Origin of the sequence: Pseudomonas sp. Pse79, assembly GCF_024519615.1 — a bacterium.
GTDB lineage: Bacteria > Pseudomonadota > Gammaproteobacteria > Pseudomonadales > Pseudomonadaceae > Aquipseudomonas > Aquipseudomonas veronii.
The window spans coordinates 33,948-58,802 of record NZ_JALJRR010000022.1 but is presented as its reverse complement, the minus strand read 5'-3'; the positions used below and the strand labels follow the sequence as shown (position 1 = coordinate 58,802).

Annotated in this window: 23 protein-coding genes; 11 read left to right on the top strand and 12 right to left on the bottom strand. The window is 64.2% G+C overall.

Annotated elements, in window-relative coordinates:
• Nucleotides 1-9: 9 nt before the first annotated feature.
• The 6 genes from NR164_RS23450 to NR164_RS23425 form a co-directional block, all read right to left on the bottom strand.
• Nucleotides 10-1,005 carry a peptidase U32 family protein gene (locus NR164_RS23450; protein ID WP_017846630.1) on the bottom strand — a complete coding sequence of 332 codons (996 nt, stop codon included), beginning with the start codon at nt 1,003-1,005 and terminating at the stop codon, nt 10-12.
• A gap of 9 nt (nt 1,006-1,014) precedes the next feature.
• A complete protein-coding gene (glp, locus tag NR164_RS23445; RefSeq protein WP_046383124.1) occupies nt 1,015-2,247 on the bottom strand; it encodes a gephyrin-like molybdotransferase Glp in 1,233 nt (410 codons plus the stop codon).
• Nucleotides 2,244-2,798 carry a molybdenum cofactor biosynthesis protein B gene (gene moaB / locus NR164_RS23440; RefSeq protein ID WP_046383123.1) on the bottom strand — a complete coding sequence of 185 codons (555 nt, stop codon included), beginning with the start codon at nt 2,796-2,798 and terminating at the stop codon, nt 2,244-2,246. The genes glp and moaB overlap by 4 nt, the downstream gene beginning before the upstream one ends.
• Before the next feature lie 84 nt (nt 2,799-2,882).
• Nucleotides 2,883-3,530 carry a pyridoxamine 5'-phosphate oxidase gene (gene pdxH, locus NR164_RS23435; protein ID WP_017846633.1) on the bottom strand — a complete coding sequence of 216 codons (648 nt, stop codon included), beginning with the start codon at nt 3,528-3,530 and terminating at the stop codon, nt 2,883-2,885.
• A 100-nt stretch (nt 3,531-3,630) separates the two neighbouring features.
• Entirely contained in the window at nt 3,631-4,050 is a 420-nt protein-coding gene (locus NR164_RS23430) for a hypothetical protein (protein WP_057005429.1), read from the bottom strand.
• 9 nt (nt 4,051-4,059) lie between these two features.
• Entirely contained in the window at nt 4,060-5,250 is a 1,191-nt protein-coding gene (locus NR164_RS23425; protein WP_057005430.1) for an NnrS family protein, read from the bottom strand.
• Nucleotides 5,251-5,411: 161 nt separating this feature from the next.
• Here NR164_RS23425 and NR164_RS23420 point away from each other — a divergent pair, with 161 nt between their 5' ends.
• The 11 genes from NR164_RS23420 to NR164_RS23370 all read left to right on the top strand — a co-directional run bounded on the left by NR164_RS23420 (nt 5,412) and on the right by NR164_RS23370 (nt 19,705).
• Nucleotides 5,412-5,693, top strand: coding sequence for a peptidylprolyl isomerase (locus NR164_RS23420; RefSeq protein ID WP_003208024.1), 282 nt, complete (start codon nt 5,412-5,414; stop codon nt 5,691-5,693).
• A gap of 130 nt (nt 5,694-5,823) precedes the next feature.
• A complete protein-coding gene (locus tag NR164_RS23415; RefSeq protein WP_046383120.1) occupies nt 5,824-7,683 on the top strand; it encodes an extracellular solute-binding protein in 1,860 nt (619 codons plus the stop codon).
• Entirely contained in the window at nt 7,683-8,744 is a 1,062-nt protein-coding gene (locus tag NR164_RS23410; RefSeq protein ID WP_046383119.1) for a microcin C ABC transporter permease YejB, read from the top strand. The genes NR164_RS23415 and NR164_RS23410 overlap by 1 nt, the downstream gene beginning before the upstream one ends.
• Complete coding sequence (locus tag NR164_RS23405) at nt 8,744-9,766, top strand: ABC transporter permease (protein WP_057005433.1); 1,023 nt, start codon at nt 8,744-8,746, stop codon at nt 9,764-9,766. Before NR164_RS23410 ends, NR164_RS23405 begins: the two co-directional genes overlap by 1 nt.
• Nucleotides 9,767-9,776: 10 nt before the next feature.
• Nucleotides 9,777-11,354: an ABC transporter ATP-binding protein gene (locus tag NR164_RS23400; protein WP_046383118.1), complete on the top strand. Its 1,578-nt coding sequence runs from the start codon at nt 9,777-9,779 to the stop codon at nt 11,352-11,354.
• A 107-nt stretch (nt 11,355-11,461) separates the two neighbouring features.
• Nucleotides 11,462-12,862, top strand: coding sequence for a sigma-54-dependent Fis family transcriptional regulator (locus tag NR164_RS23395; protein WP_256823324.1), 1,401 nt, complete (start codon nt 11,462-11,464; stop codon nt 12,860-12,862).
• Nucleotides 12,863-13,147: 285 nt separating this feature from the next.
• Nucleotides 13,148-14,539 (top strand): GntP family permease, encoded by a 1,392-nt coding sequence (locus NR164_RS23390; protein ID WP_046383116.1) that lies wholly within the window; start codon nt 13,148-13,150, stop codon nt 14,537-14,539.
• 7 nt (nt 14,540-14,546) lie between these two features.
• A complete protein-coding gene (locus NR164_RS23385) occupies nt 14,547-15,320 on the top strand; it encodes a 3-hydroxybutyrate dehydrogenase (protein ID WP_017846642.1) in 774 nt (257 codons plus the stop codon).
• Nucleotides 15,321-15,493: 173 nt separating this feature from the next.
• Nucleotides 15,494-17,449 carry an acetoacetate--CoA ligase gene (locus NR164_RS23380; RefSeq protein WP_256823323.1) on the top strand — a complete coding sequence of 652 codons (1,956 nt, stop codon included), beginning with the start codon at nt 15,494-15,496 and terminating at the stop codon, nt 17,447-17,449.
• A 139-nt stretch (nt 17,450-17,588) separates the two neighbouring features.
• Complete coding sequence (locus tag NR164_RS23375) at nt 17,589-19,397, top strand: ATP-binding protein (protein WP_256823322.1); 1,809 nt, start codon at nt 17,589-17,591, stop codon at nt 19,395-19,397.
• A gap of 32 nt (nt 19,398-19,429) precedes the next feature.
• Nucleotides 19,430-19,705: a peptidylprolyl isomerase gene (locus NR164_RS23370; protein WP_046383114.1), complete on the top strand. Its 276-nt coding sequence runs from the start codon at nt 19,430-19,432 to the stop codon at nt 19,703-19,705.
• Nucleotides 19,706-19,817: 112 nt separating this feature from the next.
• Here the strand turns inward: NR164_RS23370 and NR164_RS23365 are convergent, their stop codons facing one another.
• From NR164_RS23365 to NR164_RS23340, 6 genes are all read right to left on the bottom strand, one after another.
• Nucleotides 19,818-20,723: a sugar kinase gene (locus tag NR164_RS23365; protein WP_057005438.1), complete on the bottom strand. Its 906-nt coding sequence runs from the start codon at nt 20,721-20,723 to the stop codon at nt 19,818-19,820.
• Nucleotides 20,724-20,840: 117 nt separating this feature from the next.
• A complete protein-coding gene (locus NR164_RS23360; protein WP_017846647.1) occupies nt 20,841-22,049 on the bottom strand; it encodes an amino acid deaminase in 1,209 nt (402 codons plus the stop codon).
• Between the two features lie 9 nt (nt 22,050-22,058).
• Nucleotides 22,059-22,823 (bottom strand): IclR family transcriptional regulator, encoded by a 765-nt coding sequence (locus NR164_RS23355; RefSeq protein WP_046385252.1) that lies wholly within the window; start codon nt 22,821-22,823, stop codon nt 22,059-22,061.
• Nucleotides 22,824-22,989: 166 nt separating this feature from the next.
• The gene (locus NR164_RS23350; protein WP_017846649.1) at nt 22,990-23,379 is read right to left on the bottom strand and encodes a RidA family protein; all 390 of its coding nucleotides are present in this window, start codon (nt 23,377-23,379) and stop codon (nt 22,990-22,992) included.
• 23 nt (nt 23,380-23,402) lie between these two features.
• Nucleotides 23,403-24,185: an amino acid ABC transporter ATP-binding protein gene (locus NR164_RS23345; protein ID WP_017846650.1), complete on the bottom strand. Its 783-nt coding sequence runs from the start codon at nt 24,183-24,185 to the stop codon at nt 23,403-23,405.
• Nucleotides 24,182-24,844 carry an amino acid ABC transporter permease gene (locus NR164_RS23340; RefSeq protein WP_177033423.1) on the bottom strand — a complete coding sequence of 221 codons (663 nt, stop codon included), beginning with the start codon at nt 24,842-24,844 and terminating at the stop codon, nt 24,182-24,184. The genes NR164_RS23345 and NR164_RS23340 overlap by 4 nt, the downstream gene beginning before the upstream one ends.
• Nucleotides 24,845-24,855: the final 11 nt, after the last annotated feature.

The following is a 24,855-nucleotide window of genomic DNA, read 5'->3' as shown; positions in this document are numbered from 1 at the left end:
TGTGTTTCCTCATTGCCATGCGCGATGGTAAGCACCCAGGGTGGTCTGGCTGCCTTCGGAAAGTCCGGCCAGCACCTGGCGCCACTGGTCCTTGACCACAAAATTGGCCGGGGCGCTGCGGTGGGCGTCGAGGGCGGCGCGCCAGACTCGGGTGACTTGTTCCACATAGGCCGGGCTGCGTTGCCGGCCTTCGATCTTCACCGCCTCCACGCCGATGGCGCTGAGTTCGGGCAACAGGTCCAGGGTGTCGAGGCTGGTCGGTTCTTCGAGGGCATGGAAGCGCTTGCCGCCGACCAGGAAGCGGCCTTTGCACAAGGTCGGGTAGCCGGCCGGTTCCTCCGGGGTGTAGCGGTCGATCAGCACTTCACTGAGCCGCGCGCTGAGGCCATCGGCGTCGTCGCTCCAGCGCACCGCCTTGGCCGGCGAGCACACGCCGCACAGGTTGGGCGACTCACCGGTGATATACGACGACAAGTGGCAACGCCCTTCGGCCATGATGCACAGGCTGCCGAAGCCGAACACTTCGATCGGCACCACGCTGCTCGCCGCCACCTGTTTGACCTGGGCCAGCGACAGCACCCGCGGCAGCACCGCGCGGCGGATGCCATAACGTTCGACGTAGAACTTCAGCGCCGCCGCATGGGTGGCCGAGCCCTGCACCGACAAGTGCAACGCCATCTGCGGATGGTGCGCGGCAGCATAGCCGAGCACACCCGGGTCGCCGGCGATCAGCGCATCCACGCCATGATCGGCCGCACGGTCGACGGCGCGTTGCCAGCGTGACCAGATCTTCGGTTGCGGGTAGGTATTGACCGCCACATACAGCTTGCGCTGGTGCTGGCGGATATGGGCGACGGCGGCGTCGAACTGCTTGTCGTCCATGTTCAGCCCGGCGAAATGCCGGGCATTGGTGTCATCGCGAAAACCGACATACACCGCATCGGCGCCTTGGCGCACCGCGGCTTTCAGCGCAGGCAGGTTGCCTGCCGGGCAGACCAGTTGCATGGAGACTCCTCATTGAAACTCGGCGAAAGACAAGAAAGGCACCGGTGCATCCTTGAGCAGCAGTTGCTCGCGCTCGACAATCACCAGGCCATCGGCCCAGCAGGCGGCGGTGAGCATCGCCGAGCTTTGCTGGGGGTGCAGGACGGCGCGCAATTGCCCATCCGCGCCGGGGCTCAAGCGCGCGCGCAGGTACTGGCGGCGCTTGTTGGGGGTAGGCCATTCAAAACCGGCCGGCACCTGGACCGGCACCGGCAACACGCGCTCGACGCCCTGGGCGCGCAACAGGAACGGGCGCACCACCACCAACGCAGTGATCAGCGCGGCAGACGGGTTGCCGGGCAGGCCGATCCACGGTTTGCCCGCCACTTCGCCAAACGCCAGGGGCTTGCCGGGCTGGATCGCCAGGCGCCAGAAATCCACGCGACCGAGTTCCTGGATGGCTTGTTTGAGATGATCCTCCTCGCCCACCGACACGCCGCCGGTGGTCAGCAGCAGGTCGCATTCGGACGACGCGAGGATCAACGCGTCGCGGCTGGCGGCCAACGCGTCGGCCATCACCCCGTAGTCGAGCACCTCCACGCCCCAACCGCGCAATAACGCGGTCACCAGGTGGCGGTTGCTGTTGTAGATCTGCCCCGGCGCCAGCGACTCGCCCGGCTCGCGCAGTTCATCGCCGCTGCTCAGCAGGCACACGCGCAGGGGGCGATAAACCTTGACCCACGGAATGCCGGCCGACGCCAGCAGGCCGACTTCCTGGGCGCGCAGGCGCTGGCCGACACGCAACAGGCGTTGCCCGCGCTGCATTTCTTCACCGCGCTTGCGCACGTGTTCGCCCAGGCGCAGCGGCGGGCACCAGATACGCTGGCCGTAGACGCGGCAACGCTCCTGGGGCACCACGCTGTCGGCGCCGGGCGGCAGCGGCGCACCGGTGAAAATCCGTACTGTCTGCCCGGCCTGTAAAAGCTCATCGCTGCTGTGCCCGGCAGCAATCCGCCCGGCCAGCACCAAGTAGCCGCCCTGCTCCGGCACATCGGCGGCGCGCAGGGCGTAGCCGTCCATGGCGCTGTTGTCCCAGCACGGCAGGTCGAGAGGTGAAAACAATTCTTCGGCGATCACCCGACCCGCGGCCTGGCCGAGGGGGATGACTTCGGTGGGCGGCGCAGGTGGCGCCTGCGCCAGCAGTTGCTCGATCGCCTCGTCCACCGGCATCAATTGCCCGCTGTCGCACACGCGGGTGTTCATGACCGCGCCTCGCAGGCGCTGAGCGCTTGTTCGAACTGAGGCTTGAGGTGCGCAACGAAGTTGCACGGGCCGGTGCGGCTGTCCAATTGACTGAGCAGAATCTGGTCCCAGGCGGTACGGCACGCGCCGGGCGAACCGGGCATGCAGCACACCAGCACGCCATTGCTCATGCCCGCCAGGGCGCGGGACTGCAAGGTGGACATGCCGATTTCCGCCAGGGACACCTGGCGGAACAGCTCGCCGAACCCGTCCACTTGTTTATCCAGCAGCGGCAACACCGCTTGCGGCGTGTTGTCGCGAGCGGTGAAGCCGGTGCCGCCGGTCATCAGGATCACTTGCACCTGAGGGTCGGCGATCCACTGCGAAACACGGGCGCGGATCTGGTAGATATCGTCCATCACCAGGCCACGGTCGATCAGCACATGGCCGGCACCTTCTAGGCGCTCTACCAGGGTCTGCCCGGAGGTATCGGTGTCAAAGGTGCGGGTGTCGCTGATGGTCAGTACGGCAATGTTCAGGGAGACAAAACTGCGTTGAGTCAAATGGGCCATGATCAAGGCTCCAGGCAGGTAAAAAGATGCGCTCAGCCTGCGCCGCAACGGGCGCAGGGCCTATTCCTCGAAGGAGGTACCTCGTCAGGGCGCCAGCCGTGTGCGCTGCCAGGCGCCGTCTCGCAGGCGGTAGTCGAGGCGGTCATGCAGGCGGTCGGGGCGGCCTTGCCAGAACTCGATACGGCGCGGTTGCAGGCAGTACCCGCCCCAGTGCTCGGGCCGTGGCGGTTGCTGGCCGGCGAACCGCTCGGTGACCTCACGCAGCAAACCTTCCAGCTCGCTGCGGTGGGTCAGCGGCTGACTCTGCGGCGAGGCCCAGGCACCGAGTTGGCTGGCGGCCGGGCGGTCGAGGAAATAGGCGTCCGACAGCGCCGGATCGAGGCGCTCGACCGCACCTTCAATACGCACCTGGCGCTCCAGGCCGGGCCAGAAAAACGTCATCGCGGCATGGGGGTTGCTCGCCAGTTCCTCGCCCTTGGCGCTCTGGTAATTGCCAAAAAACACAAAACCTTCGGCGCTGAAGCCCTTGAGCAGCAGGATGCGGCAATGGGCGTACCCTTCGCTGTCGACCGTGGCCAGGGCCATGCTGTTGGCCTCGGCGGGAGGCGCTTCGGTCTTGCGCGCCTGGCTCAGCCACTGGCCGAACAACACCAGCGGATCGTCTTGCTCGCCGTCGTCCCGCAGGCCGTAGAGGGTGTAGTTGCGGCGCAGTTGCGCGAGGGACAGGGGCATGGGACGAACCTCCAGAGAATTCGCCACAGTGTGGGAACTGCGCAGGTTTTAGCCCTTGACCGCGATCAACAATCCGCCGCGTCATGGCGCCGCAGGCGGCTCACCACAATGACTTCGCCAGCACCACGATCACCACCATGTGCGCGAGAATGCTGCGCCGTATCCACAGCGCACGCTTGGGGCTCAGGCGCTCGCGGGTCAGCCAGTAGGCCAGCAGCAGGTAGTGCCCGATGATGCTCAGGGCGAGGAAGATTTTCAGGCTCAGGAACAGTCCGAAATGACTGTTCCATGGCAGACCGCGGTAATGCCAGGCCAGGCCGATACCCGCACCATACAGCAGCACCACCACGCCATGCAGCACCCGCCGCGAACGCCGGGCGATCGCGTGTTCTGCGGTGAAACGCGCCGACCACGCCAGCTCCTCGCGGGCGCTGTGCCAGATCACCACTTCAAAGAACAGCGTGCCGATAAAGGCGATCGCCGCCAGCAGATGCACGATCAACAACCACGAATACAGCATGCAATGCTCCTAACCGGGGTGCCCGTCGACCCGCGCCCGCCACAACATCGGGCCATACCGCCACAGGTACAAGCCCAGGCCGACCGACCAGCACAGCCCCGCCAGCCACAAGGCCGCCACGGGCCAGATCAACACCAGTGCCACCCGGCACACAGCCGCCAGGTTCAACAGGGCGAACGCCAGGGTCATCCCGCCCGGCGGCTGCAACGGCCGACCGGTATGGCCCAGGCTGACCCGCGCCACCATCGCCAGGATCAGCCCGGCCATGGCGCCGATCGTCAGCGCATGCACGGCCAGGCTCGGGTTGAGCGGCGCACCGAAATGCCACAGCGCCATGCCCAGGCAGGCCACGGCCAACCATGCGTAGGCCAGGTGCAGCGACCACAGCAGCGGCACGCGCCACAGGCCACGGTCATGCCAGCGCGCCAGGCGCAGCAAGTGGCCCAGGCCGAGCACAGCGAACAGTGCGCCGCTCCACCGGCTGGGGAACACCGCCAGCCCGCTGGCGTAAAGCAACGCCACCAGGATCGAACCGCCCAGCAACACACGGTCCAGCCACGGCCACGGCTTGACCGCATCGACCCGGCCCAGGCCACGTTGGGTGAAAAATGGAATCACCCGACCGCCGATCAGCCCCATCATCGCCGCCACCAGCCATAACCCCGTGAGCACCGCCTGGCGCTCCACGCCCTCGTCATGGCGCAGCAACCCATACAACGCCAACGCGTCTGCCACGGCGAGCAAGCCCAGCACCAGTACAATCGGGTAGTTACGGGTTTGCCTGACCTTCCACAGCGTCCAGCCCATCACCCCGGCCACCGCCAGCGGAAAACTCAGTTCCAGCACCGCCAGCAGCGGCCACGGCAGGTTCAGCAACCAACCCAGGCGCGCCGCCAGCCATAACCCGGCGAGCAACGCCAGGGGCGCGCCGCTGAGGCCGGGGCGGCCGGTCCAGGTCTGCACCGCGGTCAGCAAAAAGCCGGCGATGATCGCCACGCCAAAGCCGAACAGCAGCTCATGCCGGTGCCAGGCCAGCCAGCCGCCGGCCGGTTGCCAAGTACCGGTGGCGCCGCCCAGGGCGAACAACCACAGAGGAATGACCAGCACCGCCAACAGGCAGGCACCGAGGAAAAACGGGCGGAATGCCAGGCGAAACAATGGGGGAATGGCCATGGCCTTGCGTCGATCGAGCACTTGCATAGCACGGCTCCTAAACAGATGAATGCGACAATCTTGCGCTGCAGCCTGCGCTTTGCCCTTGTCGTAGATCAAGCACGCCCGCCACGGACAGGGGAACTTTGCCAGGAAATAACCGCCCGAATCCGGTACGCTCAGCGTTTTTACTCAAGGAGTTAATTCCCATGGCCAAAGCCACCGCCCGTCACATCCTCGTTGCCACCGAAGACAAGTGCAACGAACTCAAGGCCCAGATCGAAGGCGGCGCCGATTTCGCAGAAGTCGCCAAAGCCAATTCCAGCTGCCCATCCAGCCGTCAAGGCGGCGACCTGGGCTCGTTCGGTCCAGGCCAGATGGTTAAAGAATTCGACACCGTCGTGTTCAGCGCCCCGGTCAACACCGTGCAAGGCCCGGTGAAAACCCAGTTCGGTTATCACCTGCTGGAAGTCACCAGCCGTCAGGACTGACTCAGTCCACGCTGATGCTTGAAACAACGGCCCGCCTTTTGGTGGGCCGTTGTGCATGGGATGACTGGCGATGCTCAGGCCGTTAGCGTACAAATCCCTATTCTCCTTCACCCGGCGCTCAAGGCAGATAATGCGACTGGCTTTTTCGACTCTATTCAGCTCCACCCTGGCCCTGCTGCTGGCCAGCACCGCTGTGATCGCGGCCCCGCAAACCTACCTGACCGTGTATGGCGAACCGGCCAAATATGGCGCCGGCTTCAGCCATTTCGACTATGCCAACCCCAACGCGCCCAAGGGCGGCAGCCTGCGGCGTTCGGCCATCGAGATCGGGCGCTTCGACCATGTGCTGCCCTATATCGACAAAGGCATCGGCGTGTCCCAGATCGACGGCTGGCTCTACTCGCCCCTGGCCCTGCGCTCCCTGGACGAGCCGTACACGGTCTACGGCCTGGTCGCCGAGAAGATGGAACGCGCGGACGACGGCCTGTCGCTGCGCTTCTACCTCAACCCCAAGGCCCGTTTTGCCGATGGCACACCGATCACCGCCGAAGACGTGCGCTACAGCTTCGATTTGCTGATGACCCAAGGCAGCCTGCGCTTTCGCACGCTGTTCGCCGACGTCAAACACGTCGAAGTCGAAGGCGAACGCCAGGTGCGCTTCGATTTTTCCAGCGATGAAAACCGCACCCTGGCGCTGGATATCGCCACCCTGCCGGTGTTCCCCGAGCACTGGTGGAAAACCCGCGACTTCGCCAACGGCGGCGGCTACGAAGCGCCGCTGGGCAGCGGCCCGTACAAAATCAGCAAGATCGACGCGGGCAGCACCATCACCTTTACCCGCAACCCTGATTGGTGGGGCAAGGACTTGCCGGTCAGCCGCGGTCTGTACAACTTCAATCACCTGAGCCTGGAATATTTCGGCGACACCGAAGTGGCGCGCCAGGTGCTGCGTGGCGGCGCGTATGACTTCAACCGCGAGTTCTCCGCCACCGGTTACTCCATCGGCTACAACGGCCCGGCACTGGACGACGGGCGCCTGCAACGCGCGCACCTGGCCAAAGAGATGCCGCAACCGGCCCAAGGCTATGTGTTCAACGTGCAGAAACCGATGTTCCAGGACCGCCGCGTGCGCCAGGCCCTGGCGATGCTGTGGGATTTCGAATGGGCCAACCGGCAGATGATGCGCAACCTGTACATCCGCCAGCAGAGCTACTTCTCCAATAGCCCGCTGGCCGCGAGCGAATTGCCGACCCCGGAAGAGCTGGCGATCCTCGAACCTCTGCGCGGCCAGGTGCCCGACGAGGTGTTCAGCCAGGTCTTCAAAGCCCCGGTCACCGACGGCAGCGGCATGATCCGCGACAAGCAGCTGCAAGCCTTGGCCCTGCTGGAAGAAGCCGGCTGGAACCCCAACGGCGACAAGCTGGTCAACGCCGAGGGCGAGCCGCTGGAGTTCACCTTCCTCTATGCGCAGCCCGGCCTCGAGCGTCTGTTGCTGCCGTACAAGCGCAACCTGGCGCAGATCGGCATCACCCTGATCATCCGCCGCATCGACTCCTCGCAGTACGTCAACCGGCTGATGACGCGGGACTACGACATGATCGTCACCGGCTTCCCGGTCACCACCTCGCCGGGGATGGAGTTGTACAACTACTTCGGCTCCAGCGCCGCGTTCGACCCGGGCGCCAACAACTACATGGTGCTCAAGGACCCGGCCGTCGACAGCCTGATCAAGGGCCTGGTGAAAGCCAACACCCAGGCGCAGATGCTCACCTACGCCCACGCCCTGGACCGGGTGCTGCAATGGAACTACCTGTGGATCCCCAATTACTACCCGCCCGGCACGTCCGCCGCGTGGTGGAACCGCTTCGGCCGCCCGGCGATCGAGGCGAAGAATGACGAAGCCCTGGAAACCTGGTGGGAAATCAGCCCCACGCCACTGACGAACGCACAAATGAGCGCGGAGCTTAAAAAACGCGGAGGGATGCGCTGATGTTTGCCTATATCGTGCGGCGCCTGCTGTTGATCATCCCGACGCTGGTGATCATCCTGCTGGTCAATTTCGTGATCGTGCAGGCCGCGCCCGGCGGGCCGGTGGAACAGGCGATCGCCCACCTGCAAGGGATCGGCGGCGGCAGCATCGGCGGTTCCGCCGGCGAAGGCCTCGGCAGCGGCTCGCGGGCCAGCCGTGGCCTGGACCCGAAACTGATCAAGGACATCGAAAAACAATACGGCTTCGACAAGCCGGCGCCGGAGCGCCTGTGGCTGATGCTCAAGAGCTACGCCCGGCTGGACTTCGGCAACAGCTTCTTTCGCGGCGCGACCGTCACCGACCTGATCCTGGAAAAGATGCCGGTGACCATCTCCCTCGGCCTGTGGGCCACGCTGATCACCTACCTGGTGTCGATTCCCCTGGGGATCCGCAAGGCGGTGCGCCATGGCAGCAACTTCGATGTGTGGAGCAGCACCGCCATCGTGATCGGCTATGCGATGCCGGCGTTCCTGTTTGCGATGTTCCTGATCGTGGTGTTCGCCGGCGGAACCTCGCTGAACTGGTTCCCGGTGCGCGGCCTGGTCTCGGAAAACTTCGACGAACTGAGCACGGTGGGCAAGGTCGCCGACTATTTCTGGCACCTGGTCTTGCCGGTCACGGCGCTGGTGATCGGCGGGTTCGCCACCCTGACCATCCTGACGAAAAACTCGTTCCTCAATGAGATCACGCGCCAATACGTGGTCACCGCCCGCGCCAAAGGCTTGAGCGAACGGCAGGTGCTGTACGGGCATGTGTTCCGCAATGCGATGCTGCTGGTGATCTCGGGGATTCCCCAGGCGTTTATCAGCGTGTTCTTTGCCGGCTCGCTGCTGATCGAGGTGATCTTTTCCCTCGACGGTCTCGGGCGCATGAGCTACGAAGCCGCGGTGTCCCGCGACTACCCGGTGGTGTTCGGTTCGCTGTTTATCTTCACCCTGTTCGGCCTCTTGATAAAACTGATCGGCGACCTCTGCTACACCCTGGTGGACCCGCGTATCGACTTCGCCGCGAGGAACGCCTGATGTTCAATCTATCTCCCGTGGCCCGTCGGCGTTTCGAGCGGTTCAAGAAGAACCGCCGCGGCTGGTGGTCACTGTGGCTGTTTATCGGCCTGTTCATCCTGACCCTCGGCGGCGAGTTGATCGCCAATGACAAGCCCTTGGTGTTGAGCTTCAAGAACGAGCTGTATTTTCCGGTGTTCAAGCGCTACACCGAGCAGCAGTTTGGCGGGCAATTACCGTTCCAGGCCGACTATCGCAGCGACTACGTACAGAAGCTGATCAAGCAGGACGGCGGCTGGATGCTGTTCCCGCCAGTGCCGTTCAACGACGACACGCCCAACTACGAACTGACCCGCCCTGCCCCCAGCCCGCCCTCGGCGGTGAACTGGCTGGGCACCGACGACCAGTCGCGCGACGTGGTGGCGCGGGTGATCTTCGGCGCGCGGGTGTCGATCCTGTTTGCCCTGGCGCTCACCGCGATCAGTGCGAGCATCGGCATCGCCGCGGGCGCGTTGCAGGGTTACTACGGCGGCTGGGTCGACCTGATCGGTCAGCGGGTGCTGGAAGTGTGGTCCGGGTTGCCGGTGCTGTACCTGCTGATCATCCTGTCCGGCTTTGTCGAACCGAACTTCTGGTGGCTGCTGGGGATCATGGCGCTGTTTTCCTGGCTGGCCCTGGTGGACGTGGTGCGCGCCGAGTTCCTGCGCGGGCGCAACCTGGAGTACGTCAAGGCGGCGCGGGCCCTGGGTTTGAGCGACGCCAAGATCATGCGCCGACACATCCTGCCCAATGCCATGACGGCCACCCTGAGCTACCTGCCGTTTATTTTGACCGGGGCGATTTCCACCTTGAGCGCCCTGGATTTCCTCGGCTTCGGCATGCCGGCGGGCAGCGCGTCGCTGGGTGAGTTGATCGCCCAGGGCAAGCAAAACCTGCAAGCGCCATGGCTGGGCCTGACGGCGTTTTTCACCTTGGCGCTGATTCTGTCGCTGCTGGTATTTATCGGCGAGGCGTTGCGCGATGCCTTCGACCCCCGTGCATGAGTGAGTCTGTATGAGCGACAACCTGATCGAGATCCGCGACCTCTGCGTCGCCTTCAGCGGCCAGACCGTGGTGCGCAACCTTAGCCTGGATGTGCGCCCCGGCGAGTGCCTGGCGCTGGTCGGCGAGTCGGGCTCGGGCAAGTCGGTGACGGCCCTTTCGATTCTGCAACTGCTGCCCGAAGCCGGCACGCAAACCAGCGGCTCCGTGCGCTATCGCGGCCAAGAGCTGATCGGCGCATCGGCGGCCACCCTGCAAAAGCTGCGTGGCGACCGCATCGCCATGATCTTCCAGGAGCCGATGACCTCCCTCAACCCGCTGCACAGCATCGAAAAGCAGATCGGCGAAACCCTGCTGTTGCACAAAGGTATGGGCGGCAAAGCAGCACAGGCGCGCATCATTGAACTGCTCGAACTGGTCGGCCTCCAGAACCCCCAGGAACGGCTCAAGGCCTATCCGCACCAACTCTCCGGCGGCCAGCGCCAACGCGTGATGATCGCCATGGCCCTGGCCTGCGAGCCGGAACTGCTGATCGCCGACGAGCCCACCACCGCGTTGGATGTGACCGTGCAGCGCAAGATCCTGTTGCTGCTCAAATCCTTGCAGCAACGCCTGGGCATGTCGCTGCTGCTGATCAGCCACGACCTCAACCTGGTACGCAGCATGGCGCAGCGCGTGTGTGTGATGCATACCGGCGAGATCGTCGAACAGGCCGACTGCGAAACCTTGTTCAACGCGCCACAACACCCCTACAGCCGCTTGCTGCTCGACGCTGAACCGGCGGGCGAGGTGCTGTGCGGCGAAACGCGCGAAACGGTGTTGCAGGTCGACGACCTGAGCGTGCAATTCCCCCTCGGCGGCGGCCTGTTTCAGCGCAAGACCTACCTGCGCGCGGTGGACGGCATCAGCCTCAGCGTGCAGCGCGGCAAGACGCTGGGCATCGTCGGCGAGTCGGGCTCGGGTAAATCCACCCTGGGCCAGGCGATCCTGCGCCTGCTGGACTCCACCGGCAGCATCCGCTTCCAGGGCGTCGCCCTCGACGCGCTCAACCACAAACAGATGCGCCCGTGGCGCAAGCAGATGCAGGTGGTGTTCCAGGACCCCTACGGCAGCCTCAGCCCGCGCATGTCGGTGCAGCAGATCATCAGCGAAGGCCTGGAAGTCCACGCACCGTGCAGCCTCGCCGAGTGTGACGCGCAGGTGATCCAGGTGCTCAAGGACGTCGGCCTCGACCCGGCCAGCCGGTATCGTTACCCCCACGAGTTTTCCGGTGGCCAGCGCCAGCGCATCGCCATCGCCCGCGCGCTGGTGCTCAAGCCGGCGCTGATGCTGCTCGACGAACCCACCTCGGCCCTCGACCGCACAGTGCAGAAGCAAGTGGTGGCGTTGCTGCGCGAGCTGCAGGACAAGTACGGCCTGACCTACCTGTTCATCAGCCATGACCTTGCCGTGGTGCGCGCCATGGCCCACGACATGATCGTGATCAAGGACGGCAAGGTGGTGGAGCGCGGCGCCAGCCATGATGTATTTGAATCGCCGCAACACCCGTACACCCAGGAACTGCTGGCCGCCGCACACATCCCCTTGTAGGAGCGAGCTTGCTCGCGAAAAGCGCAAGGACACCGCGTTCAACCAGCAGGCCGCGTCATCGTTAACGTTTTTCGCGAGCAAGCTCGCTCCTACAGGATTCTGCACGCATGAGTACCAGCCTCAAGGACTACCAACAGGTTCGCGGCCTGGCCATCCAGTCGCTGTTCGAGATCATCGAGCAGTCCAGCGAAGGCACGGTGATTGTCGACCGCGACGCGAACATCGTGTGGATGAACGAGCGCTACGCCAAGCGCTTCGGCCTCAAGAGCGCCGACGAAGCCATCGGCCAACCCTGCGAACAGGTCATCGCCAACAGCCTGTTGCGCCAGGTGGTGCGCAACGACCAGCCGATCCTGCTGGATATCCAGGACACGCCCAAAGGCCCGCTGGTGGTGATGCGCCTGCCGATCCACAACGACGCCGGCGCGGTGATCGGCGCCATCGGCTTTGCGCTGTTCGATGAGCTGCGCAACCTGTCGCCGCTGATCGAGCGTTACCTGAGCATGCAGCAAGAACTGGCGTCCACCCGCTCGCTGCTGCGTTCACGCCAGAGCAAGTACACCTTTGCGCACTTTATCGGCACCAGCGCCACCAGTCTCGAAGTCAAACGCCGCGCACGGCGCAGTGCGAGTGCCGAGTCGCCGGTGTTGCTGCTCGGCGAAACCGGCACCGGCAAGGAGTTGCTGGCCCAGGCGATCCACGGCGCCTCGACGCGGGCGCACAAGGCATTTGTCAGCATCAACAGCGCGGCCATTCCCCATGACCTGCTCGAAGCCGAGTTCTTCGGCACCGCGCCCGGCGCGTTTACCGGCGCCGACCGCAAAGGCCGCCCCGGCAAGTTGCAGATCGCCCAGGGCGGCACGCTGTTTCTCGATGAAATCGGCGACATGCCCCTGCCGCTGCAAAGCAAGCTGTTGCGGGTGTTGCAGGAGAAGGAATACGAACCGGTCGGCTCCAACGAGATGCGGCACAGCGACGTGCGGGTGATCGCCGCCACGTCCATGGACCTGGAAGCGGCGATCAAACGCGGCGAGTTTCGCGCCGACCTGTATTACCGGCTGAATGTGCTGCCGATCCAGGTGCCGCCGTTGCGCGAACGCCTGGAAGATATTCCGGCGCTGAGCGAAGCGATCCTCGAAGACCTGCGCAGCCACCACGAACTGGACCGCGAGGCCCTGGCGTTGTTGGCGCGGCATGCATGGCCGGGGAATATCCGCGAACTGCGCAACGTGCTGGAACGCGCGGCGTTGTTGAGCGATGACCGGGTGTTGGGCGCGGCTGAGATTCGCGCCGCGATCGGCACGTTCAGCCCGGTGGCGCGCGAGGCGATGGAAACGCTCGAAGGCGAGACGTTCGCGGCGGCGCGGGAGCGCTTCGATCGGCAGTTGATCACCGCGGCGCTCAAGGCCTGCGGCGGGAATGTGGTGGACGCGGCCCAGCGCTTGGGGCTGGGCAGGTCGACCTTGTACAAGAAAATGGTCGCGCTGGGCCTGGCAATATCTCAATAAAGAGACAAAATTCTCAAAACAAAGACAATCCTTGTGGGAGAGGGCTTGCCCCCGATGGCAGTGCCTCAGTCAGCCTATTCTTTACAGACCCACCGCTATCGGGGGCAAGCCCCCTCCCACCTTTGATGTGTTTTTGTCTCTGAATTGAGACCAGATCTGAAAAGCTTGTTCGTGGATACAATAATATCTATGTATTTCAATAGGTTATGAACATGGCACGCATCTCGCTATAGCCCTCCTCCAACGCATCACCCCACAAAAATAACAATCTGATGGAGACACACCATGAGTGTGATCATTGCCTTGGCAGCCCTCGCGCTGCTGATGCTGGCTGCCTACCGTGGCTACAGCGTCATCTTGTTTGCCCCCATCGCCGCCCTCGGCGCTGTCCTGCTCACCGACCCGTCCGCGGTCGCCCCGGCGTTTACCGGGGTGTTCATGGAGAAAATGGTCGGTTTCATCAAACTGTATTTTCCGGTGTTCCTGCTCGGTGCCGTGTTCGGCAAGCTGATCGAGCTGTCGGGTTTCTCGCGCTCGATCGTGGCGGCCGCAATCCGCTTGCTCGGCACGCGCCAGGCGATGCTGGTGATCGTGCTGGTCTGCGCCCTGCTCACCTACGGCGGCGTGTCGCTGTTCGTGGTGGTGTTTGCGGTGTACCCGTTCGCGGCGGAGATGTTCCGCCAGAGCGACATCCCCAAGCGCCTGATCCCGGCGACCATCGCCCTCGGCGCGTTCTCGTTCACCATGGACGCGCTGCCCGGCACGCCGCAGATCCAGAACATCATCCCCAGCACGTTCTTCAACACCACCGCCTGGGCTGCGCCGTGGCTGGGGCTGATCGGCACGATCTTCGTGTTCTGCAGCGGCATGCTCTACCTGGCGCGCCAGCGCAACAAGGCGCAACGGGCCGGTGAAGGCTACGGCACCGAACTGCGCAACGAGCCGGAAACCGCCGAGAACCTGAGCCTGCCCAACCCCTGGATCGCGCTGTCGCCGCTGCTCCTGGTGGGCGTGATGAACCTGCTGTTCACCCACTGGATCCCGCAGTGGTACGGCAAGACCCACAGCCTCAGCCTGCCGGGCATGAGCGCGCCGGTGACCACCGAAATCGCCAAGCTCACCGCGATCTGGGCGGTGCAGGCGGCGTTGCTGGTGGGCATCGTCATGGTGCTGGTGTTCGGCTGGTCAGCGATCAAAAGCAAGCTCGCCGAAGGCAGCAAGAGCGCGGTCAGCGGTGCGCTGCTGGCGGCGATGAACACCGCCTCGGAATACGGCTTCGGTGCGGTGATCGCCTCGCTGCCGGGCTTTCTGGTGCTGGCGGACTGGCTCAAGGGCATCCCCAACCCGCTGGTCAACGAAGCGATTACCGTGACGCTGCTGGCCGGTATCACCGGCTCGGCGTCCGGCGGCATGAGCATCGCCCTGGCGGCGATGTCCGAGAGTTTCATTGCGGCGGCCCATGCGGCGAATATTCCCCTTGAAGTGCTGCACCGGGTCGCGGCCATGGCCAGCGGCGGCATGGACACCCTGCCCCACAACGGCGCGGTGATCACCTTGCTGGCGGTCACCGGGCTGACCCACCGCGAAGCCTACAAGGACATCTTCGGCATCACGATCATCAAGACCCTCGCGGTGTTCGTGGTGATCGGTACTTTCTACGCCACCGGCATTGTGTGAGGTTTTCATGACGAATTTGAACGGCAAGACCGCCCTGGTCACCGGCTCCACCAGTGGTATCGGCCTGGGCATAGCGCTGAGCCTGGCCGAGGCCGGCGCCAACCTGATCCTCAACGGCTTCGGCGACGCCAGCGCGGTGATCGCCCAGGTACAGGCGTTCGGCGGCAAGGTCGGGCATCACCCGGCGGACGTCAGCGACCCGGCGCAGATCGCCGACATGCTCGCCTACGCCGAGCGCGAATTCGGCGGTGTGGATATTCTGGTCAACAACGCCGGCATCCAGCATGTGGCGGCGGTGGACGAGTTTCCGGTGGAGCGCTGGGATGCGATCATCGCGATCAACCTGTCGTCGGTGTTCCACAGCACGCGCCTGAGCCTGCCGGGCATGAAGGCCAAGGGCTGGGGGCGCATCGTCAATATCGCCTCGGTGCATGGCCTGGTGGGTTCGGTGGGCAAGGCCGCCTACGTCGCGGCCAAGCACGGCGTGATCGGCCTGACCAAGGTGGTCGGCCTGGAAACCGCCACCAGCAACGTGACCTGCAACGCGATCTGCCCCGGCTGGGTGCTGACACCGCTGGTGCAGAAGCAGATCGATGATCGCGCGGCCAACGGCGTCGACCCGCAGCAGGCGCAACATGATTTACTGGCAGAGAAGCAGCCGTCGCTGGAGTTCGTCACCCCGCCGCAACTGGGTGAGCTGGTATTGTTTTTGTGCAGCGAGGCCGGTGCCCAGGTGCGCGGCGCGGCATGGAACATCGATGGTGGTTGGCTGGCCCAATAGACAAAACACAGAAAATCCAATGTGGGAGGGGGCTTGCCCCCGATGGCAGTGGGTCAGTACCGCATGTGCTAGCTGATACTCCGCCATCGGGGGCAAGTCGAATCGTCGCACCGCCCCTCCCACATTCGAACTCCACTGTTTGGAAGAACTGTACAAGAATAAGAGACGTGCTTATGTCCGAGATCCTCTGGCAACCCTCCCCCGAACGCATCCGTCACACCCGGATGGACCAGTTCCGGCGCTTTATCAATCAGCGCTACAGCGTGCAGCTCGACGACTACCCGGCGTTGCACCAGTGGAGCATCGACCAGCGCCCCGACTTCTGGCAGGCGATCGTGGCGTTTTTCGACGTGCAGTTTCGCAGCCCGCCCAGCGCGGTATTGATCGAAGGCGCCGCGATGCCCAGCGCCGAGTGGTTCCCCGGCGCAACCCTGAACTTTGCCGAGCACCTGCTGCGCCGTCGCGACGCTCACCCTGCCGTGGTCGCCATCAGCGAAGACGGCCAGCGCGAGCAACTGAGCTACGCCGAACTGGCCGCCCACGTCGCCGGCCTGCAACGCAGCCTGCGGGCGGCCGGGGTCGGGCTGGGCGATCGGGTTGCCGCGTGCATGCCCAACACCTGGCAAACCCTGGTCGGCATGCTGGCCACCACCAGCCTGGGCGCGATCTGGTCGTGCTCATCGCCGGACTTCGGCACCCAAGGCGTGATCGACCGTTTCGGCCAGATCGAGCCCAAGGTGCTGATCGCCTGCGCCGGTTACCGCTACGCCGGCAAAACCATCGACCAGAGCGCCAAGCTCAACGAGATCCTCGAACGCCTGCCGTCCCTGCAGCACCTGATCGTCGTGCCGTATGCCCGGCCCCAGGCGCGGGTCGAGGACTATCGGAGCGACGCCAATGTCGCGCTGTGGAGTGACTTCTACCAACCCGGCGGCACGCCTGAGTTCGTCGCGGTGCCGTTCGACCATCCGCTGTATATCCTCTATTCCAGCGGCACCACCGGCGTGCCCAAATGCATCATCCACGGCACCGGCGGCGTGCTGCTCACCCACCTCAAGGAGCACGGCCTGCATGCGGACCTGTCCCGCGAGGATTGCCTGTTCTACTACACCACCTGCGGCTGGATGATGTGGAACTGGCTGGTTTCGGTACTCGCGCTCGGCGCCACCGCCGTGCTGTACGACGGCTCGCCGTTTCACCCAGGCCCCGAGCGCTTGATCGACCTGATCGACGCGGAACGGATCAGCGTGTTCGGCACCAGCCCCAAGTTCCTCGCCACCCTGGAAAAAGCCGGCCTGCAGCCGCGCCTGAGCCATGACCTGAGCAGCCTCAAGGGCCTGATTTCGACTGGCTCGCCGCTGTCGCCGCAGAGCTACGACTACGTGTACCGCGAGATCAAGGCCGAGGTGTGCCTGTCATCGATGTCTGGCGGCACCGATATCGTCTCCTGCTTCGTCATCGGCAACCCGGTGCTGCCGGTACGCCGCGGCGAAATGCAATGCAAGAGCCTGGCGATGGCCATCGAGGTGTGGGACGACCAGGGGCGGCCGTTGCTCGGTGAAAAAGGCGAACTGGTGTGTACCCGGCACTTCCCCGCCATGCCCATCGGCCTGTGGAACGACCCGCAGCAGAAAAAACTGCGCGCCTCCTATTTCAGCCAATTCCCCGGCGTGTGGGCCCAGGGCGACTACGCCGAACAGCGGCCCAACGGCAGCCTGCTGATTCACGGGCGTTCCGACGCGGTGCTCAACCCTGGCGGCGTGCGGATCGGCACCGCCGAGATCTATCGGCAGGTGGAAAAAGTCCCGCAGGTGCTGGAAAGCCTGGCCATTGGCCAACGCTGGCAAGACGATGTGCGAGTCGTGCTGTTCGTGCGACTCGACGATGGCGTCGAGCTGGATGACGCCCTCGAACAGCAGATCCGCCAGGTGATCCGCGCCAATACCACACCACGCCATGTACCGGCGAAGATCCTCGCTGTCAGCGATATCCCGCGCACCATCAGCGGTAAGATCGTCGAACTGGCGGTGCGCAATGTGGTACACGGCGAACCGGTGAAAAACACCGACGCGCTGGCCAACCCGGAGGCCCTGGCACAGTTTCGCGACCGACCTGAGCTGGCGCTTTAAGATGAAAGGTTTCAGCGAAAACGCACTCATTTGCAGAAAAAAGCCCAATGCATGCTATTTTTCGGGGGTAGTCACCCACCGTTATCCCACCGGATAATCGCTGTTGTCATTTTTCAAAGCGTTACGCTCAGGGCTTTTTATGAAGGAAACATCCACCGGTAGCGAAGCCGCCGCATTGATTGCGCGGCTGGACTGGGCCAAAAACCCCCTCGGTGAGGCCAATGATTGGCCGCAAAGCCTGCGTACCGCCGTGGATATCGTCGTCCACTCGCCGATGCCGATGCAGCTGTTGTGGGGCCGCGAACTCATCCAACTCTACAACGACGCCTTCGCCCTGCTGGCGGGCAACAAGCACCCCGACGCGATGGGCCAGCCGGCGCACCAGACCTGGCCGGAATTGCACAGTTTCACCGCGCCGGTCTATGACGCGGTCTTCAGCGGCCAGGTGCGCGCCTTCAGCGAGCAGCGCTTTGTGCTGCAACGCAACCAGCGCGACACCGAGATCTGGCTCGACCTGACCTACAGCCCGATCCGCGATGAACGCGGCAGCGTCGCCGGCATCCTCGTCACCGCCATCGAAACCAACGAGCGCCGCCAGTTCACCCAGGAACTGCAACAGCGCTCCGAAGCCAGCCTCAAAGCCCAGCAAAGCACCGAGCAACGCCTGCGCCACCTCAACGAAAACCTCGAAGAGCGTGTGGCCCAGCGCACCCTGGCACTGGCCGAGGCCAACCAGCGCCTGCAAAACGAGATGGTCGAACGCGAACGCGCCGAAGACGCCCTGCGCCACGCGCAGAAGATGGAAGCGGTGGGCCAACTCACCGGCGGCATCGCCCATGACTTCAACAATATGCTCACCGGCATCATCGGCAGCCTGGACCTGATGCAACGCTACATCGCCGCCGGGCGCAGCGACGACATCGGCCGCTTTGCCGACGCCGCCGTGGCCTCCGCCCATCGCGCCGCCGCCCTCACCCACCGCCTGCTGGCGTTCTCGCGGCGTCAGTCACTGGACCGTCGCCCGCTCGACCCGAACCAGTTGGTGGCCTCGCTGGAAGACTTGTTCCAGCGCACCAAGGGCGCGCACATCACGCTCAAGGTGCAACTGGGCCACGATATCTGGCCGGTGAACAGCGACGCCAGCCAGTTGGAGAACGCCCTGCTCAACCTGGTGATCAACGCGCGGGATGCCATGCCCGATGGCGGCGAACTGCTGATCGAAACCGCCAACAGCTACCTCGACGGCACCGACATCACCACCCCGGAACCGGTCAAGGCCGGTGATTACGTGATGCTCGGCGTGCGCGACAACGGCACCGGCATGGCGCCGAAAATCCTGGCCAAAGCCTTCGATCCGTTTTTCACCACCAAGCCCATCGGCCAGGGCACCGGCCTGGGGCTGTCGATGATCTATGGCTTCGCCCAGCAATCCGGCGGCCATGTGACCCTCCACAGCGAACCGGGCCAGGGCACCTGCGTGCGCTTGTATCTGCCGCGCCTGCACGGCACTTCCCTGGCAAGCAGCTTGCCGGCCAGCCTCAGTGAGGCCGCGCCCGTGGCCCTGGCCGGAGAGGCTGTGGTGGTGGTCGAGGACGACCCGGCGGTCCGCATGCTGGTGGTCAATGTCCTCGATGAACTGGGCTACACCGCGCACCAGGCCGCGGATGCACGCACGGCCTTGCCGCTGCTGGAATCGGACTTGCGCGTGGATTTGCTGGTGACCGACGTCGGTCTGCCGGGCATGAACGGCCGGCAACTGGCGGAAATCGCCCGTCAGCACCGCCCGGGCCTGCGCATCCTGTTCATGACCGGTTATGCGGAAAAAGCCGCCGAACGCCAAGGCTTTCTGGAAGACGGCATGGACATGGTGGCCAAGCCGTTTTCCATCGACGTGCTCGCCACCAAAATCCGCAGCATGATCAGCGTCGACGATCCAGTTCAGGCATAATCGCGCGCCGTCGCACACCCCGGTAGAGAACCATGAAAGCCCAAGCCCGCCATATCCTGGTGAAAACCAGTGAAGAAGCCGAACAGCTCAAGCAGCGCATCGCCAAGGGTGAAGCGTTCGATGTGCTGGCCAAGAAGTACTCCACCTGCCCGTCCGGCAAGCGCGGCGGCGATCTGGGCGAGATCCGGCCGGGGCAGATGGTCGGCGCGATTGATGCGGTGATCTTCAAGAAGCCGCTGCGGGTGGTGCATGGGCCGGTCAAGAGCAAGTTTGGGTATCACTTGGTGCAGGTGTTTTATCGGGATTGAGGGGTTGGCTTTAGGGCGCTATCGGGGGCAAGCCCCCTCCCACAGTGAGCGCAATGCGGTCAACTGTGGGAGGGGGCTTGCCCCCGATCCGCCGCAGGCGGCCATTCACCCCCTATCTAGGAATCAACGCCCCCGGCACCTGGATCACCCGGCTCGCCAACCGATGCCCGGCCAAGGCCGCCTCTTGCGGCGAGCCGCCCTTGAGCCGACTGGCCAGGTACGCCGCGCTGAACGAGTCCCCCGCCGCCGTGGTGTCCACCACCGTCTCGACCGGCAACGCCGGCACCGCAAAACGCTGGCCTGCGCAACGGAGCAAACAGTCCTCGGCGCCGCGCTTGAGCACGACTTCCGCGACTGCCGGATACGCTGCGAACACCTGCTCGCTGTCGGCATGACCAAACAACGCGCGCTCGTCATCCTCGGTCAGCAAGGCCATATCCACCTCGGCCAACACTTTGTGATAGGCCGCACGCGCCGCCTCGACACTCGCCCACAAACGCGGCCGGTAGTTGTTGTCGAACACCACCCGGCCGCCGCGCCGACGGGTTTCGATCAAGGCCTGCAACAAGCGCTCGCGCCCGACTTCACCGAGCACCGCCAGGGTGATGCCGCTGAAATACACCACGTCATAGCCCGGCAACGCTGCCAGGATCGGTGCTGCGGCGGGCGTGGTGAAGCAGTCGCGCACGGCCGCTTCGTTGCGCCAGTAGAGGAATTTGCGCTCGCCGTTGGCGTCGGTCTGGATGCAGTACAACCCCGGCAACCGCCCGGGCAGGCGCTGGACCATGCTCAGGCCCAGGCCTTCGTCGGTCCACTGTTGGCACATGGCGTCGCTGAAGCTGTCATCGCCCAGGGCGGTGACGTAGTCGACGTGGCCGAGCGCCCCCAACTCGCGGCGCAGGTACACCGCGGCGTTCAGGGTGTCGCCGCCGAAGCTCTGGTGCAGGCTGCCGTCGGCGCGGTGTTGCAGTTCGATCATGCATTCGCCGATGAGGGCGATGCGGGGTGTGGTGTTCATGCCTGTTGTCTCCGGTGCGGCTGATGGCCCCTTCGCGGGCGAGCCCGCTCCTACCTTTGAATGTGTTCACACATCCAAAGGGCGCAGCGGGTTTGCCCGCGATGGAGGCGACGCGGTCTAGAAGCAGGTATGCAGTGACTCGATCACCTGCAGTTGCTCATCCACCAGGCAACCGACCTGCCACTTGTCGAACGTCAGGCACGGGTGGGAAGTGCCGAAGGAAATAATGTCGCCGATGCGCAGCTCAACCCCCGGCGCGACGCTCATGAACGCATGCTGGTCCATCACCGCCGTGACCTTGCACGCGCTCACATCATCGCCTTGCGCCGGCACGATCCCAGCCTTGTAGCGCTTGAGCGGCACCGGCAAACCGGCGTCGTAGGCCACATCGCGCTTGCCCAGGGCGACCACCGCGAAGCCAGGCTCAGGCAACGATTGCACGTGGGCCCAGACTTCCAACGCCGGGCGCAGGCCTTCGCTGAGGTCGCTGCGCCGGTCGAGCACGCAGCATTGCGCATCTTTGTAGATGCCATGGTCATGGGCCACGTAGCTGCCGGGACGCAGCACGCTGAGGAAACGCCCGGCGGCGTTTTGCGCCTCGAAGGACTCGGCGATCAGGTCATACCAGGCCGACCCCGACGCGGTGACGATGGGCTTGGCCAGGTCGAACGAGCCGTTGTTCTGCAGGTCCACCGCCAGGCGCACCAGGCTCGCGGCGAAGTCGCGGATGCCAGTGATGGCGTGTTCGCCGTGGATCACGCCTTCGTAGCCTTCGATACCGGTCAGGGCCAGCGCCGGCTGGGCCTTGATCGCCGTGGCCAGGTCGCGCACCTCTTGCTCGCTGCGGCAACCGCAACGGCCGCCGACCACGCCGTACTCGATCATCACGTTCAAACGCAGGCCACGGGCGGCGAAGAACAGGCCCAGGTCGGCGACGTTGTCCGGGTGGTCGACCAGGCAGTGGAAGTCGAAGTCTGCGTCGGCCAGCAAGTCGGCGATCAACGCCATGTTCGGCGCGCCCACCAGTTGGTTGGCCATCAACACACGGCGCACACCGCCGGCATAGGCGGCGCGGGTCTGTACCGCGCTGGCCAGGGTGATGCCCCAGGCACCAGCGGCGATCTGGCGCTGGAACAGGGCCGGCATCATGCTGGTTTTGCCATGGGGCGCAAGCTCGGCGCCGCTGTTGCTGACAAAGGCCTGCATCCAGCGGATGTTGTGTTCGAGGGCGTCGCGGTGCAGCACCAGGGCCGGCAGGCTGACGTCACGGACCAGATGGGCGCCGACAGCGGCGGCGCCCTTTGCAACGGCGTTGATGGCAGGCATGAACTGCTCCTATTCGTTGATGCGACGGGCCAGGTTGTTGGCGCTTTCGATCAACACCCGGCGGTAGTCGTTGTAGTTTTTACTGGCATCGGCGCGGGGCGCGACGATGCACAGGGTCGCAATGCTGACGCCCTGCGCGTCCCGGACCGGGGCGGCAAAGCAATGGGTAAAGGTGTCGGCCACGCTGTCGAAGGAAAAGAAGCCATCGACGCTGGCCTGACGGATCTGTGCGAGGAAGGTCTCCAGCGGCAAGCGCTGGCCGTCCGGCAGGATGAAATCGTCGGGGTCGATCAGGTCGACGATCTGCTGGTCGCTCAAATGCCCCAGCAACAGGCGCCCGGACGCGGTCCACGGGATCGGTGCGTTTTCGCCGATGTCCGAGGAAATCCGGAAATGCCGCTCGCCTTCACGCATCAGCGCCACCGTGTATTTGCGCCCGTTGAGCAGGCACATCTGCGCGGTTTCGTGGGTCTGGCTGACGATTGCCTGCAAGGCGTGGTCGGCCTCGCGGGTCAGGTCGAAATGGCGCAGGTGCGCCTGGCCGAGGAAGTACAGCTGACGGCCGAGGTAGACGTGCCCGTCCTTGCCCACGGTTTCCAGGATGCGGCGTTCCAGTAAGGAGGCGACCAACTCGTAGACCGTGGACTTGGGGCTGCCGATGCCGCTGGCGATATCATTCGGGCGCAGGGGCTGGCCGACTTCCTTGAGGAAATCGAGGATGTCGAATGCACGGTCCAGGCCTTTGGCGCGGCGTTTGATGGTGTCTTCGGTCATGGAAGTTTCGGTCCGCTGAAAGGTATGTGCTGCACAGTGATCCCTTGTGGGAGGGGGCTTGCCCCCGATGGCGGTGTGCCAGTAGATACATCTGTTGCTGATACACCGCTATCGGGGGCAAGCCCCCTCCCACATTGGATTTGATGTGGTCTTGAGAGTGGGGCATTTAGCCCTTTTTCTTGTAGGCCACGCAATCGATCTCGACCTTGCAATCCACCATCATGTTGGCCTGCACGCAGGCACGTGCCGGGGCGTGTTCGGGGCTGAAGTATTCGCCGAAGACCTTGTTGAAGCTCCAGAAATCCCGTGGGTCTTCCAGCCACACGCCGACGCGCACCACGTCGTTCAAGGCGTAGCCAGCCTCTTCGAGAATCGCCACCACGTTGCGCATCGTCTGGCGGGTTTGCTCGACGATACCGCCGCTGATGATTTCACCGTCCACCGCTGGCACCTGGCCCGAGACGTAGAGCCAGCCGTCCGCTTCCACCGCGCGGGCGAAAGGCCGAGGCTGGCCGCCGCCGGCGGTGCTGCCGGTGCCGTAACGAGTAATGCTCATAAATAGTGCTCCTTGACTGACAGTTAAAAACGAATGTTCTTCAGGAATTCCGCCAGGCGCGGCGACTGCGGGCGTTCGAAGATGTCCTTCGCCGAGCCCTGTTCTTCAATGCGCCCCTGATTCATGAAGACGATTTTGTCCGAGACTTCGTAGGCAAAGCGCATCTCATGGGTCACCAGCAACATGGTCATGCCTTCTTCCGCCAGGCCCTTGATCACGCTGAGCACTTCGCCCACCAGTTCCGGGTCGAGGGCCGAGGTGACTTCGTCGAACAGCATCAGGCTGGGGTTCATCGCAATCGCACGGGCGATGGCCACGCGCTGTTGCTGGCCGCCGGACAACTGGCCGGGGAAGTGATTGCGGCGTTCCAGGAGCCCTACACGGTCCAACCATTTTTCCGCCAAGGCCACGGCTTCGTCCTTAGGCATTTTCTTAACTTTCAACAAGCCCAGGGTGACGTTCTGCAGCGCCGTCAGGTGCGGGAACAGGTTGAACTGCTGGAAGGCCATGCCGGTCATGGCGCGGTGCTGGGCGATCACCCGCTCCGGGTGGCGCACGCGCTTGCCGGCGATGTCGCTGTAGCCAATGGACTCGCCATCCAGGCTGATCTGACCGCCCTGGAACTCTTCGAGCAGGTTGACGCAGCGCAGCAGCGTGGTCTTGCCCGAGCCGCTGGAGCCGATCAACGTCACCACGTTGCCGCGCTGCATGGACAGGTCGACGCCCTTGAGCACTTCCACCGTGCCGTATTGTTTGCGCAGGCCGCGAATGTCCAGCAGCGGTTGGGTCGTTTGAGGTTGGTTCATGGCAAGGCCACCCGCTTTTCAATGTAGCGCCCGAATAACTCGATGGCGTAGTTGATGACAAAAAACAGAAAACCCGCGAACAGGTAGAACTCCAGGGTCATGAAAGTGCGCGCGATCACCTGCTGGGTACTGAGCAGCAACTCGGCGACACCGATCACCGACAGCAGGGTCGAGGCCTTGACGATTTCCGTGGAGGAATTGACCCAGGTCGGCAAAATCTGCCGCAGCGCCTGGGGCAACAGCACGTAGCCCAGGGACTGGTGGAACGTCAGGCCAATCGCCTTGCCCGCTTCCATTTGCCCGCGGGGAATGGCTTGCAGCGCGCCGCGCACGATCTCCGCGACGTGGGAGCCGCAGAACAGTGTGAGCCCGACCGCACCGGCCTGGAACGCGCTGATCTGCCAACCGAGCGCCGGCAGCATGTAGAAACATGCCAGCACCAGCACAAACACCGGCGTGCCACGGATCAGGTCGACATACAGGCGAAACGGCAGGCGCATCCAGAATCTGCCGTAGGTCAGGATCAACCCGGCGACGATGCCGATCAGGGTGCCGAAGATAATCGCCAGCGCCGAGACATAGACGCTGGCCTGGAACCCGGCCCAGAGGGTGTCCCGGGCGATCCACAACTCATGCAGCCAGCTGGGGGATTGGTACATGCGAGCCTCTT